We start from the raw sequence: 12,248 nt of genomic DNA, 5'->3' as shown, positions 1-12,248 counted from the left end.
TTCGTGTCAAACCCATCCCATTTTGCTTTTTGAAACATCGGGGTTCTTTGCTACCCTCTCCGCCATCGAGCAATTCCCGAGACGCAGGCCAACCTGCGCCGGACCCAGCCAAGGGGCATCAGGCATGAGCGGAAACAAAGCACGCAAGACATCCACGTCGAAATCCCGGTCGACCCAGTCCAAACCGGCGGGCAAAGCCGCGACGCTCAAACCCGGCGCGCCGACATCGTTCCAACTCGATGCCGGACCGGCCTTGCCGGAAGCGGTGCCCGAGGGCTCCGATGCCATCGACCAGGCGGTCGAGGCGACGCTCGATCCGTCGCGGATGCCGCGCGCGCTCTTGCCGGAGTTCAAGAAGAAAGAGCTGATCGACGCGGTCGTCGAACGCTCGGGCCTCAAGAAGCGCGACGTGAAACCCGTGCTCGAGGCGGCGCTTGCGGTCCTGGGCGAAGCGCTCTCGGAAGGGCGTGAACTGAACCTCGAACCCTTCGGCAAGATCAAGGTTCAGAAGGTCAAACAGGCCGCCGGGGCGCAGGTCATGGTGACCCGGATCCGGCAGAGCGAACCCGCCGCGAGTGACGCGGACAGGGCTCTTGCACAGGTCGGCGAGGACGGCTAAGAGACGCCCCACCGGGTGATTAGCTCAGTGGTAGAGCGCTTCGTTCACATCGAAGATGTCAGGAGTTCGAATCTCTTATCACCCACCAGGTTTCCGAAAGGGCGTGCCGTTGTCGGCGCGCCCTTTCTCTTTCCGCGCGGCAAGGCAGGCGAGTTTGTCGGCCAGCGCGAGGCTCTGAACCTCGTCCTCGACCCGCGTTGCGAGCGTTTCCCGGGATCGCCTCATCTCACTGTTCCTTTTCTGTGAAAGCGCGCCTTTGGGCTGCGTTAATCTCGTCGGCATCGGCGGTCAGCCCGATATCGCGCAGGAGCCTGCGATCGGCCGCGAGGGCCGCGACGCGCCGGCGATGGCGGATGTCTCGGAAGAGGGGGAGGCGGGGCATGGCGTGTCTCCTTGCATTCGGCTGCGAGACAGGTAGCCTCGGACCTCAAGTGAACTTGAGGTCAAGCGTAAAATGTCGCGACATCCCAAAGCCGTGCCGAACGACCTCAGCGTCGGCGAGATGGCCCGGCGCGCCGGGGTCCCGGTCTCGACGCTGCATTTTTACGAGAGCGAAGGCCTGATCGAGAGCTGGCGCACCGCGGCCAATCATCGGCGTTATGACCGGCGGGAATTGCGGCGGGTGGCCGTCATCCGCGTCGCGCAGTCGCTCGGCATTTCCCTGGCCGAATGTCGCGACATGCTGAAGGACCTGCCGTGCGACCGCCCTTTGGGCAAGGCGGATTGGGCCGCCGTGTCGACCGAATGGCGCGCGCGCCTCGACCGGCGTCTCGCGCTCCTGATGCGGATGCGCGACCGGCTTGATCAATGCATCGGGTGCGGCTGCCTCTCGCTCGAGGCCTGCCCGCTCTACAACCCCTCGGACGCGCTGTCGAAAGACGGGCCGGGACCGCGCCGCTGGCTCGACGACGCCTGACCCGGGCGCTCTTGCGCTCGCCGTCGGGCTCGGGCAGATAAGCGCCGATGGGTGATTAGCTCAGTTGGTAGAGCGCTTCGTTTACACCGAAGATGTCGGCGGTTCGAGTCCGTCATCACCCACCACGTCTTTCCAATAACTTATCCGACGCACGCTCGGTCGCTGTCTGCGGGAGGCATCCAGTCGCCCGAGCGCCGCATCTTCACGATGTCCGAAAGGACCGCGCCGCGCAGTCACGGGCGCGGAACAAAGATGTGTCTTCAGGGTTCCTTCGGGAAGATCCTTACCCAGTTGATCGGATGCACCATGCCCTTATTGTCCCGCCTCAGCCTGTCGCTCCTTCTGGCGACCGCGCTCACGCCCGTCTCGCTCGCAGCCGAGCAGCATAGCGACGCGACCAAATCCCAGGCGATGGACACGCAGGGCGCGGCAGAACGCGGCGCTTACCTGGCGCAGCTCGGCGGCTGTTCGCATTGCCATCAGGTCGAGGGAGGCGAGGCGTTTGCAGGCGGCGTCCGGATCAACACCCCGTTCGGGGTTCTGATCGGACCGAACATCACTCCGGACGAAGAGACCGGCATCGGCTCGTGGAGCCGCGACGATTTCGAAGGCGCCCTGCGGCGCGGTGTCAACGAGGAGGGCGAGCCGCTCTACCCGGCGATGCCCTACATGCATTTCACCAAGCTGACGGACGAGGATATCGACGCGCTCTGGGCCTATTTCCAATCGGTGACCCCGGTGCGGAACGAGGTGGACACGGTGCAACTGCCGTTCCCCTACAACCTGCGGCGCGCGCTCTCGGTCTGGAAGGCGATGTATTTCGAACCGGCGCGGTTCGAGCCGAACCCCGATTACAACGACCAGGTCAACCGCGGCATGTATCTTGCCGAGGGGCTGGTCCATTGCGCCAGCTGCCACACGCCGCGGAACTCCATCGGCGGCCCGCTCGAGAACCGGCCCTACCAGGGCGCGTCCGTCGATGGCTGGTATGCGCCCAACATCTCGGGCAGCGCCGGGTCGAAGCTCGCGAAATTCGACCAGGAGGTCCTGACCGCGTTCCTCTCCGACACGCATCCCGACGGGCTGGCGGCCTTCGGAGCGATGGCGCAGGTCACGACATCGCTCTACGACGCCAAACCCGAGGATGTCGAAGCGATCGCTGCTTATATCCTGAAGCGGGCCGAGGATGATCCCGAGGGCGAGGCACCCGAGCTGGAGGCGCTGTCGGACGAGGCCTTCGACCGCGGCCTTGCGGTCTACGAGAGCAATTGCGCGACCTGCCACGGCGAGGATGGCCGGGGCAATCAGGACATCGCCGCGCGTCTGGTCAACAATGGCGGCGTGACGGCTGCATCGCCGACCAACGTGGTGAATGTGCTTCTGGGCGGCATCGCGCCCCGTCGCGGCTTCGGCGCCATGCCAGCCTTCGCGGACGTGCTGAACGATGAAGAGATCGCGGACGTCACCAACTACATCCGCCGCGCCTGGGACAATGACGGCGCGCGACTCGCCAACGCCGCCCTGGTCGATGGGCGTCGCAACAACGTGCAGGAAGACCCGCGCGTCGCGCTCGCCGAGACCTGCCCGACAGGCGATGCGGACATCATCTCGGACAGCCTGCGCGAGCGGGTGACCGCGATGGCGACAGAGGACCTGACCTCGGATCAGCTGCCCGACGCGGTCGACAAGCTCGGTCCCGACCTGCCGGAAGCGGATTATTCCCGCAAGGTGACGGCGCTGACCTCGATCTATTGCAACGCCCTGGCCGAGCTTGGCGAGGGGATCGACCAGGCCGAGGTCCGTTCGCGGCAACTGGCCTTCATCAACGCGGTCGACAGCGCCATCGCCGGCGCCAACTGATCTGCTGCGCAGCGGGACGCCCCGCCGCGCTCAGTAGCCGGTCATCTCCAGATAGCCGCGTCCCGGGTGCGTGCCGCTCACCCGGATCGGACCTTCCCAGTAGGAAAAGGTCAGGTCCATCCACGCATCGCGGTTCAAGGGCGCGGTCTCGATATCGAGGCCGCGCTCTGGCAATTCGACACGCCACCTCACCGGTATCTCGCGTTTGGCAACTTGGGCCGTCTCAAGCGCGGTCACCCGCACCGCGCCGTTGCCATAGGGCGTGGGCGTGCCGTCCGGCTCGATCCAGGTGGCAGAGGTGAAGTGGCCGCCCGAGCTGTCGCGCAAACCGAAGGCCATCAGCTTTGCGCCATCGTCGAAGGAAAGCGAAAACCAGTCCCAGCCGTCCTGATCCTCGGCCAGGGGCTGCGAGGACCATTCCCGGTCGAGCCACGCCGATCCAGTGACCTCGACCGTCCCCGAGGGCAGGGAGAGCGTGCCGTCCACCGCGTAGAAGGGTTGCGAGTAATAGTAGCTCGACTGGCCGCTCTCGGATTTTACCGAGTAGCCCGCGTCTCCCTGAAGGACGAGCGGACCTTCCGCTGTCAGCGCGACGTCGTAGGAAAACTCAGTGCCCCGGGCGGTGAGCCGCGCGGCCGAGAACGGGTCCGCGCCCGGCTCGGCGGTCGAGGTGAAGACCCAATCGTCGATAAAGGCCTCGAACGGCTCGGTCACGCCCGCCTGGCCCAGATCGCCGCGGCCGAACCGTTCGGTCGCAAGATGCGTCTCGGCGCTGGTGACCGCGGCGTGACCTAGCCAGAACGCGGTCCCGGGCGTATCGGGCCCGGGCGGCACGAGGCCGGTGCGGAACAGCGTCCATTGCAGCCCGTAATCCTGCCCGTCGGCCCCGTCGAGCGTCGCGGTGATATACCACCATTCGATCCGGAAATCGGGATGGGGGAAGTGATCCTCGGGGAAGGTCAGGCGCTTATCGGGATCGGGGACGGCGAAGCCCTCGGCCTCGGTTCCGAGCCCGGCATAGCCCTGGGCGGCGGCGCCGGAGGCGATGACGAGAAGCAGGCTGGCTGTCCTAGCGATCATTGGCGAAGACCCTCAAAAGCCGCTCCGCCGGCAGTCGCGTCAGGCGCAGGATCGGCCAGGCGCAGGCGACGAGCGCAGCGACCTCGGCCCAGAAGAAGAGCCGCAGCAACTCGCCGGGGAAGAGCCGCATGGGCAGCCGCCAGCCGAACGCCTCGACATTGACGACGGCGAGCAGCACCCAGGCGAGGGCAAGTCCGACCGGCACCGCCAGCGCCCAGGTCAGCGCGGCCAGGAGAGCCGTCCGCGTCAGCTCAAGCGTCGCGAGGCGGCGGGGGGTGAGGCCCAAGGCCCAGACCGGGGCGAGCTGCGGCAAGCGCCGATCCGCGAGCGTCAGGAGCGCGGTCAGCATGGCGAAGCCAGCGACGCCGAGCGTCATCACGTTCAGGCTGCCGGTCACGAGGAACGTCCGGTCGAAGACCTGCAGCGACCGGCGCTTGACCTCGGCCTGATTGAGAAGACCTGCCGGGGGCAGGGCGGTCTTCTCCAGCAATTCCTGCGCCAGCGCGGGCGCGGCCTCGGGGTCGATGCGGATCGCGAAGCGCAGCCTCGGTTCCGGCGGGACGCGCGCGGCCAGGGCCTCAGCCGCGACGAAGGCCTGAGCTTCGGGATTGCCGTAATCCGAGTAAATCCCGGCAATCGGCAGACGCCAGCCGTCAAGAATGGCGATCTCGTCACCGAGCGCGAGATCCTCGCGGCGGGCCAGTTGCTCGTTCACGAGCGCTGCGTCGCCCGCGGCCAGCCGATCCCACACGTCCCCGGTCGCCGAGAGGAGCGGCCAGTTGTCGCGATAGGTCGCGTCATCGACGATGCCGTAGACATCGCCGGGTTGTCCGCGCAGCGTCGTCTCGACGGACCAGATCGGCAGGACGGCACGAGCGCGCGCCTCGGCCAGGGCGCGCACCTCGGCGGCGGTTTCGGCATCGGGGGCGGTGACGTAAAGCTCGGCCGCCAGCCTCTGGTCGAGCCAGCCGGTGAAGGTGGTGCGGAAGGAGCCGACCATCGTGCCCACGCCGATATTCGCCGCGAGCGCCAGCAGCAGCGCCATCAGCGCCAGCGACAGGGCCGGGACCTGTTGGCGTCCGTCGGCGATGAGCCAGTCTCCGACCGGGCCCATTCGCAGCCGAGACACCGCCTTGAGGACCAGCGTCAGGAACGGCGGCAGGGCGAGCGCCGACCCGATCAGGAGCGCTCCGAGGCAGGCGAAGGCAGCGATCAGGCCGTCGCCCAGGATGACCAGAAGCGCCGAGAGCGTCAGAAGCGCCGCCGCGCCCAAGGCCTGCCAGCGCAGGACCCGCGCCGAGGCCATCGCCCAGGCGCGCGGTTGCGCCGGGGCCAGAAGCGGCATGCGCGCCACTTGCCAGAGCGCCTGCGCGCCCGCGACCGCAGCGCCGACAAGCGCGATGACGAGCGCCCAGGCCGCCCAGGCCGGATCGAAGTTCAACTGCCCCGACACTTGCGCCCCGTAGAGACCTCGCAGCGTTCCAGCGACGCCCGGCAGAAGCGCCGCAGCCACCGCATATCCGAGCGCCACGCCCAGGAGACCGGCGCCGAGCGCGATCACCGCCAACTCGGAGGCCAGAAGCGCGATGGTGCGGCCAAGGCTCAGGCCCAAGGCCCGAAGCGTCCGGATCGTGGCGCGCCGTTGCTCGAAGGCGAGGCCGATGGCCGATTGCACGATGAAGAGACCCACCGCAAAGCTCAGAAGCCCGAAGGCCGTGAGGTTGAGGTGAAAGCTTCGGGTCAGCTCCGCCAGATCGGAGCCATCCTCGGCCCGACGGAGCGTCAGGTCGGGGGCCTCCGACAGCGGCGGCAGCCCGCGCGGCTTCTCCGGATAGACGGCCAGCGCATCGAGCCGGTCGGTCCCGAGAAGCCGCAGGGCGGTCACCACATCGGTGAGCACGACGCCGCTGGCGAGCCCCGGCGCCGCGAGGCTCGGCGGGGCGTCCTCGGGCAGGCGCGCGCGGGTCTCGGGAGCGGCGAGGAGCAAGCCGGGCTGCGAGAGCATCCGCGCCAGAACCTCTCCGTCCCCGACATAGGCCTGCGTTCCGGCCTCGGGCGGAGCGGTCAGCGGATCGATCCCGCGCAGCGTGATCTCCGGAGCTCCGGGCCAAGGGCCGGAGACCCGGGGCGTCACGAGGTATCCCTGACGGCGCAAGGCGGCGTAGGTGTCGAGAGGGATGCCGTCCGGCGCGGTCAGCTCGTCGAGCGGCGCCTGCCCGAGAGCGCCCGCCGCATCGGAATAGGACGCGCGGGCCTCGGCGTTGATCGCCTGGACGCCGGACCAGAGCGCGGTCGCCAGCGCCAGGCCCAAGACCAGCGTCGCCAGTTGCAGCGGATGACGCCGCCAATGCGACCAGAGCACCGCGAGCCCGGCCCGTGTCATGCCAGCACGCCCCGTTCGAGATGCAGCTGCCGGCCCATCCGCTCGGCATGACGTTGGGAGTGGGTCACCATCAGGAGCGCGGCGCCCGTTTCGGCGACCAGCTCCTGCATGAGGGTCAGGACGCCGTCGGCGGTCGCCTCGTCGAGATTGCCGGTCGGCTCGTCCGCCAGCAGCACCTCCGGCCGATTGGCGATGGCGCGCCCGATGGCGACGCGCTGCTGCTGGCCGCCGGACAGTTCCTCGGGGTAGCGCGTGACCAGCGACCCGAGACCGAGCCGCTCGGTCAGCTCGCCCAGCCAGGCCGGGTCGAGCCGTCCTGCAAACCGGGCCTGAAGCGCCAGGTTCTGCGCCACGGTCATCGAGGGCACGAGGTTCAGCGACTGGAAGACGATGCCGATCCGCTCGCGCCGGATGCGCGCGCGCCCGGCTTCGTCGAGCGTGTCGAGGCGCGTGTCGCCCAGCGTCAGCCGGCCGCTATCGGCGGTGTCGAGGCAGGCGAGCACATGCAGAAGCGTGCTTTTGCCGGAGCCCGATTCCCCTGTGAGGGCCACGCTTTCACCCTGCGCGAGCGTCAGCGACACGCCGCGCAGCACGTCGACCGGCCCCTCGGCGCCGGGATAGCGTTTGACGATCGTGGCGGCGCTCAGCATCCGGCGCAGTCCTTTCCGCTTACTGCGACAGCACCTAGTGGACGGGACGCGGGAAGAAAGTCGATCAGCCTGCTTCGTCCTGACGCAGCTCGGGGGCGTGATCCTCGATCCAGCCGCGCAGCTCGTCGAGCCGGGTGCGGGCGACCGGGACCTTGGTATCGTCCTTGAGCCGGATCACCAGCTTGTTGCCGTCGCGCGCGATGTCCCGCGCGCCATGCCGGGCGACCCACCACGAGCGGTGAGGTTGAAAGCCGTCCTCGGGCGTCGTCTGGGCGACGATGTCGCGAAGCCGCGCGCGCTGTGTGATCGAGCGGTTCTCGAGCGTGACATGGACGAAATGCTCGCGCGCCTCGATATGCTGGATCTTGGCGATGGGCAGGCGCTCGGCGCCGATCACGATATGGCGCGCGGCCTGCGCATCCGCCGAAACGGCGCTGGCGCGGGCGGCGCGGCCCGTCCGGCGGCGCGCCAGGATTTGGTGGAACACGAACAGGAAGAAGACCGAGTCGAAGAAGCCGACAAGGCAGACATATTTCAGGAGAAGCGCGGGCGAGATGACCGTCGCCGCTCCGTGGGTCAGGAGCCGGACCATCGCCTCGAGAAGAACCGCGAGACAAAGCGTGCTCAGGGCGCTGATGAGGAGCGTCGGGGCCCGCAGCCGGAACGTGCGGTCGATGGCGATGCCGACGCGGCTCAGCAGGAGATAGACCGCGACATAGGCCAGAACGACGGCGAAATAGAGGAGCAGCTCGAGCGGGAGGGTCAGAAACCCCGCCAGTCCCGCGGGGTCGATGACGATCAGGACCAGAAAGCACATCGACAGGTAGACCTGCCCCGGAGGCGACAGTGTCGCCACCGCCAGCCCGGTCAGCGTCGTGTCGATAGGCGCGCCGGTGATGTCCCGCATCCGCAGCCGAAGAAAGGGTGCGCGGCGGACCTGTTGGTCAGGCCGCTCTTCCCCACTCTTCTCCGAGCGCGCTATGTCCTTCGGGTCTGTCATTCGCGGCGATCTTGCCTCCTAGAGTCCGAACCTGTCTCGGTGACCTTGCGTCAACTCACCGTTCTGTGGGTTGGTTCTGCGCGCACACGCACAGATCATCCCCGCGGCTACCTATGCATTCGTTTTTTTGCAACTGTTACATTCGTCGCGTGCCACATCAGGAAAGGTCCAGACATGAGTTGGAATCCCGCTCTCGACCCGCATTGCCCCACCGGCGACGAGGTCGACGCCATCGAGACGCTGATCGTTCCCCGGGCGCGAGACCTGGGCGGGTTCGAGGTGAGGCGTGCCTTGCCCGCGCCGAAACGGCAGATGGTCGGCCCCTTCATCTTCTTCGATCAGATGGGGCCGGCAGAGCTCTTGCCGACCAAGGGGCTCGACGTGCGCCCGCACCCGCATATCGGCCTGGCGACGATCTCCTATCTCTTCCGGGGGCGGATGCATCACCGCGACAGCCTCGGGACTGATGCCTGGATCGAGCCGGGTGCGGTGAACTGGATGGTCGCGGGTCACGGCATCACCCATTCCGAGCGGACAGATGACGCGACGCAGGCCGAGGCCATGCCGTTCTTCGGCATCCAGACCTGGGTCGCGCTGCCGAAGGACCATGAAGATCGCGCGCCGCTCTTCCAACACGCGGCGGCCGCCGATCTTCCCGAACTGGAAGCCGAAGGAAAGCGCGTGCGTCTGATCCTGGGCGAGGCCTGGGGCGAACGCGCGCCGGTCGAGACCGCGTCCGAGATGTTCTACGCCGATGCGCAGCTCGCGCCCGGCGCCGCGATCCCGATGCCCGACAATCATGAGGATCGCGGCGTCTACGTGGTCGAAGGGTCGGTCGAAATCGGCTCGGACCGGTTCGAGGCCGGGCAGATGATGGTGTTCCGACCCGGCGACAGGCTGTCGCTCAAGGCCGGTCCCTCGGGCGCGCGCGTGATGCTGCTGGGCGGCGCCACGCTCGAAGGGCCGCGCTACATCTGGTGGAACTTCGTGGCCTCCTCTCGCGAGCGGATCGAGGAGGCCAAGGAGGCCTGGCGGCGCGAGGATTGGGCCCATTGCCGGTTCCAGCTGCCGCCAGGCGATGCGGCGGAGTTCATTCCGCTGCCGGAGCGCTGAGGCTCACCGCTTCACGGCGACCACGAAACGGCTCGAGGTCGAGGCGGGGTAAAGACCCGTCTCGATCGCCCTGAGGCCCGCCCGCTCAAGCGCTGCGTCGAACTCGGCGATCGAGAAGCGCAGCACGTTCGGCGCCTTGCCGAGCATCCGCATGGCCGGGACCAAGGTCCGGGTCATGACCCGCATCATCACGGTTTCCCGAAGACAGGGCGTCTTCGTGATGAAGCGGCCTCCGGACGGGAGCATCTCGGCGATCTCCGCCAGGGCGACATCCAGATCCGGCACGAGGTGCAGGAGGTTGAAGGCCATCACCACGTCATAGGGCGCGCCCCCGTGATGCGCGGCGTCGATCTCGGCGCGGTGGATCGTGAGGTTGGCTTGGCCTGCGTCACGGCGCTTGGTCTCGGCGATCTCGACCATGCCGGCCGACGCATCGGTCGCGGTGTAGGACGCGACCAGAGGTGCCAGCCGCAAGGCGGTCGAGCCGGTGCCCGCGCCAAGCTCCAGAACCCGGTCTGCAGGCGTCAGGTGAGCGCGCACCCGCGCCAGCGTGGCGTCATAGGCGGTCATGTTTCCGATGGGCTTCGCGGCATAGCTCGGCGCGATCCGGTCCCAGAAGGCGATGTCAGAGGTGCGGGGCATGTGATCTCTCCGATTGGTGTGATCCCGATATGAGCCATTCGCAGAAATTTAGAAATTGCTGAAATCCGTCGGTTTGATATGCATAAATGCATGAATTGGTCCGCCATGGATTTCGACTGGAACCAGGTCCGCGCGTTTCTCGCGACGGTCGAGGAGGGCTCGCTCTCGGCGGCCGCGCGGGCGCTCGGGCTCACCCAGCCGACGCTCGGGCGGCAGGTCTCGGGGCTCGAGGCGCGGCTCGGCGTGACCCTGTTCGAGCGTGTCGGTCGCGGGCTGCAGCTGACCGAAGCCGGTCGCGAGCTGGCCGAGCATGTGCGCGAGATGGGCGAGGCGGCCACGCGGTTGTCACTGGCCGCCTCCGGGCAGGCGACCGCGGTCGAGGGCCGCGTCACCATCACCGCCTCCGAGATCTACTCGGCCTACCTTCTGCCGCGCATCCTCAGGACCTGCCGGGAGCGTTACCCGAAGATCGAGATCACGGTCCTGGCCAGCAACAGCCTGGCCGACCTCCGCCGCCGCGACGCCGATATCGCGGTCCGCAATACCGCGCCGACCGACCCCGACCTGATCGCGCGCCGCCTCGGCGACGATCTGGGCAGCTTCTACGCGCGGCGCGACTGGCTCGACGCCCGCCCTCCGGCGCAGAGCCCGTCGGATTTCAGCGGCGCGGTCTTCATCGGTCTGAGCGATCTCGACCAGCAGTTGAGCTACCTGAACCAGATGGGGTTCGGCCTGACGCTCAGGAACTTCGAGGTGGTGAGCGGGAATCACCTCGTGCATTGGGAACTGGCCCGGGCCGGTGTCGGCATCGGGGCGGTGCCGCTCTCAGTCGGCGACCGCGACCCCGAGATGGCGCGCATCCTGCCAAACCTGGAGCCGATGAGCTTTCCGATCTGGCTGGTGGCGCCGATGGAGCTGAAAACAAGCCGTCGCGTGCGGGCGGTCTGGGATTGTCTGGCAGAAGGACTGTCTTCGGAAAAACAGCGCCCAATTCCGCTTGACGGGGCCGGGGGGCCTGCTTAGAAGGCCTCTCACGCTTCGGGCGACCGGGCGGCAGCGAGCGGTTGTAGCTCAGTTGGTTAGAGTACCGGCCTGTCACGCCGGGGGTCGCGGGTTCGAGCCCCGTCAACCGCGCCATCGCTGCCTCACCTGATTTCGCGCGTCCCGGACGGCATGCGGTTGTAGCTCAGTTGGTTAGAGTACCGGCCTGTCACGCCGGGGGTCGCGGGTTCGAGCCCCGTCAACCGCGCCACCATCCCCGAGGCATTCCAGAAATTTTCCGTATCGGTGTCGATAGTTGGAACATGAGTCCGACTTTCGCGTTTCACCTACATGATGACGGCACGAAAAAAGGCGCCCGCGGGCGCCCCTCTTTCGCGGTATCCGCTGGTGGAAGCCTCAGCTTCCCCAACTGCGGACCGGTCCGCAATCCATATGCACGAAGTTCGAACCCGAGTAGCGTCCGACGCCACCCGCCTTGCAGGCCGAGGCCGCGCGGGCGATCTGGCTGACGGAACGGGATGCGAGCCGCAGGTCGGCCGCTTCGCCGCGCAGGTGACGCGAGTTCTTGGCCACACCCGACGAGCGCGAACGAAGCATCGCGTTGGTCTCGGGGCTGCGGTAGCCGGAAATCAGCATGTAGGGTTCGCTGACATCGAGCATGTTATGCGCCGCGGCCATGATGTCGACCGTGCGGGCGTCGATGGATCTGCTCTTCCCGTTGCGCCAGTCGCGCATGAAGAAGTTGATCTCCTGAAGCGCCTCGGGGATGTACTCGCCCTCGACCCAGTAGATCATATCGAGCCGCTCACCAGTGCGTCCCGAATACATCTTCAGCCTGCGAATATCGCCTGCGCCCCGGAGGAACCCGGTCGCGTTCGCGAAAGTCGGAGCGGCGGTCAGTGTCGTCGCGGCGAATGCCTGCAAAAGGCCACGCCGCGAAATGCTGCTTGAGCGTACGTCGGTCATGAGAGTGCCTGTCTGTT

The 12,248-nt window shown here is 67.4% G+C and carries 13 protein-coding genes and 4 tRNA genes; 9 read left to right on the top strand and 8 right to left on the bottom strand.

What is annotated here, in order from left to right:
* Positions 1-124 precede the first annotated feature (124 nt).
* Together ACFQ4E_RS05815 and ACFQ4E_RS05810 are read left to right on the top strand one after the other, a co-directional pair.
* The gene (locus tag ACFQ4E_RS05815) at positions 125-619 is read left to right on the top strand and encodes an HU family DNA-binding protein (RefSeq protein WP_386801994.1); all 495 of its coding nucleotides are present in this window, start codon (positions 125-127) and stop codon (positions 617-619) included.
* Between the two features lie 13 nt (positions 620-632).
* Positions 633-707: transfer RNA gene (locus tag ACFQ4E_RS05810), tRNA-Val, on the top strand.
* On the opposite strand, the gene ACFQ4E_RS05805 is transcribed toward ACFQ4E_RS05810, so the two are convergent.
* Together ACFQ4E_RS05805 and ACFQ4E_RS05800 are read right to left on the bottom strand one after the other, a co-directional pair.
* On the bottom strand, positions 698-844 hold the full coding sequence (locus tag ACFQ4E_RS05805) for a hypothetical protein (RefSeq protein ID WP_386801993.1): 147 nt from the start codon (positions 842-844) through the stop codon (positions 698-700). The two genes, ACFQ4E_RS05810 and ACFQ4E_RS05805, sit on opposite strands and share 10 nt — an antisense overlap.
* Before the next feature lies 1 nt (position 845).
* Positions 846-1,001 carry a hypothetical protein gene (locus tag ACFQ4E_RS05800; RefSeq protein ID WP_386801992.1) on the bottom strand — a complete coding sequence of 52 codons (156 nt, stop codon included), beginning with the start codon at positions 999-1,001 and terminating at the stop codon, positions 846-848.
* A gap of 72 nt (positions 1,002-1,073) precedes the next feature.
* Here ACFQ4E_RS05800 and soxR point away from each other — a divergent pair, with 72 nt between their 5' ends.
* From soxR to ACFQ4E_RS05785, 3 genes are all read left to right on the top strand, one after another.
* Positions 1,074-1,535 carry a redox-sensitive transcriptional activator SoxR gene (soxR, locus tag ACFQ4E_RS05795; RefSeq protein WP_386801991.1) on the top strand — a complete coding sequence of 154 codons (462 nt, stop codon included), beginning with the start codon at positions 1,074-1,076 and terminating at the stop codon, positions 1,533-1,535.
* Positions 1,536-1,584: 49 nt separating this feature from the next.
* Positions 1,585-1,660, top strand: a tRNA-Val gene (locus tag ACFQ4E_RS05790).
* Positions 1,661-1,841: 181 nt separating this feature from the next.
* Positions 1,842-3,395, top strand: a complete 1,554-nt coding sequence (locus tag ACFQ4E_RS05785; RefSeq protein ID WP_386801990.1) for a cytochrome c — start codon at positions 1,842-1,844, stop codon at positions 3,393-3,395.
* Between the two features lie 30 nt (positions 3,396-3,425).
* Here ACFQ4E_RS05785 and ACFQ4E_RS05780 read toward each other — a convergent pair whose 3' ends face one another.
* The 4 genes from ACFQ4E_RS05780 to ACFQ4E_RS05765 all read right to left on the bottom strand — a co-directional run bounded on the left by ACFQ4E_RS05780 (position 3,426) and on the right by ACFQ4E_RS05765 (position 8,508).
* Complete coding sequence (locus ACFQ4E_RS05780) at positions 3,426-4,475, bottom strand: lipocalin-like domain-containing protein (protein WP_386801989.1); 1,050 nt, start codon at positions 4,473-4,475, stop codon at positions 3,426-3,428.
* On the bottom strand, positions 4,465-6,858 hold the full coding sequence (locus ACFQ4E_RS05775; protein ID WP_386801988.1) for an FtsX-like permease family protein: 2,394 nt from the start codon (positions 6,856-6,858) through the stop codon (positions 4,465-4,467). Before ACFQ4E_RS05775 ends, ACFQ4E_RS05780 begins: the two co-directional genes overlap by 11 nt.
* Positions 6,855-7,508 (bottom strand): ABC transporter ATP-binding protein, encoded by a 654-nt coding sequence (locus tag ACFQ4E_RS05770; RefSeq protein ID WP_386801987.1) that lies wholly within the window; start codon positions 7,506-7,508, stop codon positions 6,855-6,857. The genes ACFQ4E_RS05775 and ACFQ4E_RS05770 overlap by 4 nt, the downstream gene beginning before the upstream one ends.
* A 64-nt stretch (positions 7,509-7,572) precedes the next feature.
* Positions 7,573-8,508 (bottom strand): LytTR family DNA-binding domain-containing protein, encoded by a 936-nt coding sequence (locus ACFQ4E_RS05765; RefSeq protein ID WP_386801986.1) that lies wholly within the window; start codon positions 8,506-8,508, stop codon positions 7,573-7,575.
* A 174-nt stretch (positions 8,509-8,682) separates the two neighbouring features.
* Here ACFQ4E_RS05765 and ACFQ4E_RS05760 point away from each other — a divergent pair, with 174 nt between their 5' ends.
* Positions 8,683-9,621 carry a pirin family protein gene (locus tag ACFQ4E_RS05760; protein ID WP_386801985.1) on the top strand — a complete coding sequence of 313 codons (939 nt, stop codon included), beginning with the start codon at positions 8,683-8,685 and terminating at the stop codon, positions 9,619-9,621.
* 3 nt (positions 9,622-9,624) lie between these two features.
* On the opposite strand, the gene ACFQ4E_RS05755 is transcribed toward ACFQ4E_RS05760, so the two are convergent.
* Positions 9,625-10,263, bottom strand: a complete 639-nt coding sequence (locus tag ACFQ4E_RS05755; RefSeq protein ID WP_386801984.1) for a class I SAM-dependent methyltransferase — start codon at positions 10,261-10,263, stop codon at positions 9,625-9,627.
* 90 nt (positions 10,264-10,353) lie between these two features.
* Here ACFQ4E_RS05755 and ACFQ4E_RS05750 point away from each other — a divergent pair, with 90 nt between their 5' ends.
* The 3 genes from ACFQ4E_RS05750 to ACFQ4E_RS05740 all read left to right on the top strand — a co-directional run bounded on the left by ACFQ4E_RS05750 (position 10,354) and on the right by ACFQ4E_RS05740 (position 11,515).
* The gene (locus tag ACFQ4E_RS05750) at positions 10,354-11,286 is read left to right on the top strand and encodes a LysR family transcriptional regulator (RefSeq protein ID WP_386801983.1); all 933 of its coding nucleotides are present in this window, start codon (positions 10,354-10,356) and stop codon (positions 11,284-11,286) included.
* 37 nt (positions 11,287-11,323) lie between these two features.
* Positions 11,324-11,400 (top strand) — tRNA-Asp (locus ACFQ4E_RS05745).
* Between the two features lie 38 nt (positions 11,401-11,438).
* Positions 11,439-11,515, top strand: a tRNA-Asp gene (locus ACFQ4E_RS05740).
* A 146-nt stretch (positions 11,516-11,661) separates the two neighbouring features.
* Here ACFQ4E_RS05740 and ACFQ4E_RS05735 read toward each other — a convergent pair.
* Complete coding sequence (locus ACFQ4E_RS05735) at positions 11,662-12,231, bottom strand: YcbK family protein (protein ID WP_386801982.1); 570 nt, start codon at positions 12,229-12,231, stop codon at positions 11,662-11,664.
* Positions 12,232-12,248: the final 17 nt, after the last annotated feature.

Origin of the sequence: Litorisediminicola beolgyonensis (assembly GCF_042679605.1) — a bacterium.
Taxonomy (GTDB): Bacteria; Pseudomonadota; Alphaproteobacteria; order Rhodobacterales; family Rhodobacteraceae; genus Litorisediminicola; species Litorisediminicola beolgyonensis.
The sequence above is the reverse complement of the archived record's forward strand: the minus strand, read 5'-3'. Positions and strand labels throughout refer to the sequence as shown.

Bases quoted from the DNA above. Each gene is read 5' to 3' on its own strand.
- ACFQ4E_RS05780 (WP_386801989.1), bottom strand. From the start codon at position 4,475: ATGATCGCTAGGACAGCCAGCCTGCTTCTCGTCATCGCCTCCGGCGCC.
- soxR (WP_386801991.1), top strand. From the start codon at position 1,074: ATGTCGCGACATCCCAAAGCCGTGCCGAACGACCTCAGCGTCGGCGAG.
- ACFQ4E_RS05805 (WP_386801993.1), bottom strand. From the start codon at position 844: ATGAGGCGATCCCGGGAAACGCTCGCAACGCGGGTCGAGGACGAGGTT.
- ACFQ4E_RS05785 (WP_386801990.1), top strand. From the start codon at position 1,842: ATGCCCTTATTGTCCCGCCTCAGCCTGTCGCTCCTTCTGGCGACCGCG.
- ACFQ4E_RS05770 (WP_386801987.1), bottom strand. From the start codon at position 7,508: ATGCTGAGCGCCGCCACGATCGTCAAACGCTATCCCGGCGCCGAGGGG.
- ACFQ4E_RS05765 (WP_386801986.1), bottom strand. From the start codon at position 8,508: ATGACAGACCCGAAGGACATAGCGCGCTCGGAGAAGAGTGGGGAAGAG.
- ACFQ4E_RS05775 (WP_386801988.1), bottom strand. From the start codon at position 6,858: ATGACACGGGCCGGGCTCGCGGTGCTCTGGTCGCATTGGCGGCGTCAT.
- ACFQ4E_RS05755 (WP_386801984.1), bottom strand. From the start codon at position 10,263: ATGCCCCGCACCTCTGACATCGCCTTCTGGGACCGGATCGCGCCGAGC.
- ACFQ4E_RS05760 (WP_386801985.1), top strand. From the start codon at position 8,683: ATGAGTTGGAATCCCGCTCTCGACCCGCATTGCCCCACCGGCGACGAG.
- ACFQ4E_RS05815 (WP_386801994.1), top strand. From the start codon at position 125: ATGAGCGGAAACAAAGCACGCAAGACATCCACGTCGAAATCCCGGTCG.
- ACFQ4E_RS05800 (WP_386801992.1), bottom strand. From the start codon at position 1,001: ATGCCCCGCCTCCCCCTCTTCCGAGACATCCGCCATCGCCGGCGCGTC.
- ACFQ4E_RS05750 (WP_386801983.1), top strand. From the start codon at position 10,354: ATGAATTGGTCCGCCATGGATTTCGACTGGAACCAGGTCCGCGCGTTT.
- ACFQ4E_RS05735 (WP_386801982.1), bottom strand. From the start codon at position 12,231: ATGACCGACGTACGCTCAAGCAGCATTTCGCGGCGTGGCCTTTTGCAG.